Consider the following 3,508-nt stretch of genomic DNA (forward strand, 5'->3'; position numbering starts at 1 on the left):
CAGGGGCGCGGGGAACTGCGCGACCAGCCACAGACAACCCGCGCCCGCCCACACACCGAAGCCCCCACGACGCCCCCGCGCCCCCGCTGAACCGCCGGCGGCATCCCGCATCCACTAAACCCCCGCGCGCCTCTGCGCCTCCTCCACCAGCCCGATCGCCTCGGCCAGCTCAGCCTCGTTTCTCAGCACGACCGCAAGATCGTTCCCGGCGACCAGGATCTGATCGGCCGCGGCGAACATCCCCGCATCCGGCATCTCCCGGGGCTCCGAATCCGGGTCCTCCAGCCGCTGGGCACGCAGTGCCAAGTCCCTGGCCAGCGCCAGCGCCTCGGCCGCCGCACCCCGCTGCAGCCGGCTTTGCGGAGCGGCCCTCAAACGATCAGCGAAGTGATCCACCGCACGGGTCAGAGGCGTCGTATCAAGCACGTCGCGAGACTACGCGCCCGAACAGGAGTGTTGCCAATACCCGAACGCTCAGGCACGGTGACCTGAAGGACCGGCTTACATTCCATTGCGTCCGGAGGCGCCGATGTCCCAAGTCTTCTCCGAGGAGACCCATCGCAATCTGCTCGCCCGCATCCCCCATTGCACCGGTCGTGAAGTCTCCGACTGGCTTCGCGCTGTCGACGAAGGCCCGGCTCTCTTCAACTTCGAGGAGAAGGTCAGCTGGCTCCGGCACGAGCACGACCTCGCGTACGGCCACGCCAAGGCGATCATCCATGAGTACGACCTGAGGAGGGCCGCGCGCAAACTGCTCTGAGCGCGCTCCACCAGCACGCCGAGCATCGGACAAGACGAAGGGCCCCGGGAGCAACAGCTCCCCGGGGCCCTTCACCGTGTCAGGACCTCAGAGCGAGGTCGGACCACTGTGGGCGGATCAGTCGTCGCCGCTGAAGATGGCGACCAGCCGCAGCATCTCGACGTAGATCCACACGAGGGTCATGGTCAGGCCGAACGCGGCCAGCCAGGCCTCCTCCCGCGGGGCGCCGTAGGCGATGCCGTCCTCGATCTGCTTGAAGTCGAGGGTCAGGAAGAAGGCACCGAGCAGGATCGCGAGGATTCCGACGATCGCACCGAGCGGACCCATGCTGCGCAGACCGCCGTCCTCGGCGACGCCGAACACGACCAGCAGCAGGTTGACCGCCATGACCGCCACGAACGCGATGGCGATGGTCATACCGATGCGCGCGTACCGCGCGGTGACGCGGACCCAGCCGGCCTTGTAGACCAGCAGGGTGGCGCCGGAGACCGCCATCGTGCCGAGCACCGCCTGGAAGGGCGCACCGCTCCAGGCCGTGTTGTACATCTCGCTGAGCACGCCCAGGAAGACGCCCTCGAAGGCGGCGTACGACAGGATCAGCGCGGGCGAGGCCTTGCGCTTGAAGCTCTGCACGAGGGCGAGGACCATCGCGATGAGCGCGGCGCCGATGGCCAGGCCGAAGCTGCTGGGCGACACCGGCAGGAGGGCCCACGCCAGGATGGCGCCGACGACGACCGTGCCGAGCGTCATGGCGGAACGGACGACGACGTCGTCCATCGTCATGCCGCCGGTGCGGACCGGGGCCTGCGGCGGAGCGCCGTGCTCCGGGGCCTGCTGGGCGTACGGGTTCGTCGCGTACGGGTTACCGCCCTGCTGGGCGTAGGGGTTGCCCTGGGTACCGACGGCTGCTCCCCCGGCCTGCGGCGCGGTGTTGAAGCCCGCGTAGCCGTTGTCGCGGCTGAACCCCCGTCGCGAGAAGACCGGGTTGCTGCTCCTCATTTCACTCCTCCATGGCCACCCTGCGTGGCCTTGGCTCAAGAGTAATAGGTAGGCAAAGGATTGACCCTAGTGCTTGGGGAGGATCTTTCCCTCGTCGTGACCAGAAACACGCTACGCGTCTCCGTGATTCCCCGCACCGGCCCCCCTCACCCATGACCAACCCGGTACACACCCGGAACCGTCCGGAGATCAACAGCCGGACACCGGGTCGCGTCGTGCCGACGAGGAGACGGAGAGTGAGGAGACGGAGAGTCACGGGAGCCCGGGCGGACCGCTGCGAGGCGTTGGGGGTTTTTGTGCGGTCTTCTTCGGTGGTGCCCGGAACCGGACTTGAACCGGTACGCCCGCGAGGGGCAGCGAGGTTTAAGCTCGCCGTGTCTGCATTCCACCATCCGGGCAGGCCATGGGCTCCGCATCGAAGTCCCGAGCCTATCGGGACCCATCCCCCGAACAGCGGAAGAGCGGACCGATGTTGTCTTATTTTATTGACGTCTGAGGGTGCATCAGCACTGGGTGTACGCCATCCGCACTTGCCAATAGCCTTTCGGACCACCTGGCCGCCCGCATGCGGAATGACGGAATTTCACCGCCCGAACGAGCGGCCTCCACAACCTGCGCCGCGGCGACGCGCCCTAGGGGCCGCCCGTCATCCCCAGGTATGACACGGCATCGGCCCGTCCGCCCACAGACGGCCCCAGGAACCGGAACAGCGGCTGACTACAGGGCGCCCGGCGGCCCGGACGATGGAACACGTTCGCCAAAAGCCGTCATCCCGACAGGAGCACCCTTCGTGACCACCACTCCCATCGCCGAGCGGGCCACCGCCGTGGCCGCTCGCGCCACGGACCTCTCCAAGGTCTACGGACAGGGCGAGACCCAGGTGGTCGCCCTGGACCGGGTCAGTGTCGACTTCGGACAGGCCCGGTTCACCGCGATCATGGGCCCGTCGGGCTCCGGAAAGTCCACGCTGATGCACTGCGTGGCGGGACTCGACTCCTTCTCCTCCGGCTCCGTCCGCATCGGGGACACCGAGTTGGGTTCTCTGAAGGACAAGCAGCTCACCAAGTTGCGCCGGGACAAGATCGGCTTCATCTTCCAGGCCTTCAACCTGCTGCCGACCCTGACCGCGCTGGAGAACATCACGCTCCCGATGGACATCGCGGGCCGCAAGCCGGACAAGCAGTGGCTCGACACCGTCATCCGGATGGTCGGTCTCGCCGACCGCCTGACCCACCGTCCCGCCCAGCTCTCCGGCGGCCAGCAGCAGCGTGTCGCCGTGGCCCGCGCCCTCGCCTCGAAGCCGGACATCATCTTCGGCGACGAGCCCACCGGCAACCTCGACTCCCGCTCGGGTGCGGAGGTGTTGGGCTTCCTGCGCAACTCGGTCCGCGAACTGGGCCAGACCGTCGTCATGGTGACCCACGATCCCGTCGCCGCCGCGTATGCCGATCGTGTGGTCTTCCTCGCCGACGGGCGCATCGTCGACGAGATGCACCAGCCGACGGCGGACACGGTGCTGGACCGCATGAAGCGGTTCGACGCGACGTCGCGCACGAGCTGAGCCAGGCGTCTCGTCTGCCGGGTTCTGTATTGGGGCGGCTGCGGGTTCGTCGTGGCTTGTCGCGCCCACGCGGTGGAGCCGCATATCCAACACAGCCCCGCGCCCCTAAAGGCCGTGCGCGAGCCCGGCACCAAGAAGCACCGCCCGCCCGTAGCGTCCACCCCTCACACCCCAAGGCGCCCGACGCC

At 68.0% G+C, this 3,508-nt stretch carries 4 protein-coding genes and 1 tRNA gene; 2 read left to right on the forward strand and 3 right to left on the reverse strand.

Annotation, left to right across the window (positions count from 1 at the left end):
• Nucleotides 1-114 precede the first annotated feature (114 nt).
• Nucleotides 115-426, reverse strand: coding sequence for a hypothetical protein (locus tag FPZ41_RS45660; RefSeq protein WP_322621574.1), 312 nt, complete (start codon nucleotides 424-426; stop codon nucleotides 115-117).
• A 103-nt stretch (nucleotides 427-529) separates the two neighbouring features.
• Between FPZ41_RS45660 and FPZ41_RS45665 the strand changes: the two genes are divergently transcribed.
• Nucleotides 530-760 carry a DUF4287 domain-containing protein gene (locus FPZ41_RS45665; protein WP_131572205.1) on the forward strand — a complete coding sequence of 77 codons (231 nt, stop codon included), beginning with the start codon at nucleotides 530-532 and terminating at the stop codon, nucleotides 758-760.
• A 117-nt stretch (nucleotides 761-877) separates the two neighbouring features.
• On the opposite strand, the gene FPZ41_RS45670 is transcribed toward FPZ41_RS45665, so the two are convergent.
• A complete protein-coding gene (locus FPZ41_RS45670) occupies nucleotides 878-1,759 on the reverse strand; it encodes a Bax inhibitor-1/YccA family protein (RefSeq protein ID WP_152870714.1) in 882 nt (293 codons plus the stop codon).
• 312 nt (nucleotides 1,760-2,071) lie between these two features.
• Nucleotides 2,072-2,157 (reverse strand) — tRNA-Leu (locus FPZ41_RS45675).
• 392 nt (nucleotides 2,158-2,549) lie between these two features.
• Between FPZ41_RS45675 and FPZ41_RS45680 the strand changes: the two genes are divergently transcribed.
• Nucleotides 2,550-3,320: an ABC transporter ATP-binding protein gene (locus tag FPZ41_RS45680; RefSeq protein WP_322621575.1), complete on the forward strand. Its 771-nt coding sequence runs from the start codon at nucleotides 2,550-2,552 to the stop codon at nucleotides 3,318-3,320.
• Nucleotides 3,321-3,508 lie beyond the last annotated feature (188 nt).

It is taken from the genome of Streptomyces acidicola (genome assembly GCF_009377235.1).
GTDB lineage: Bacteria > Actinomycetota > Actinomycetes > Streptomycetales > Streptomycetaceae > Streptomyces > Streptomyces acidicola.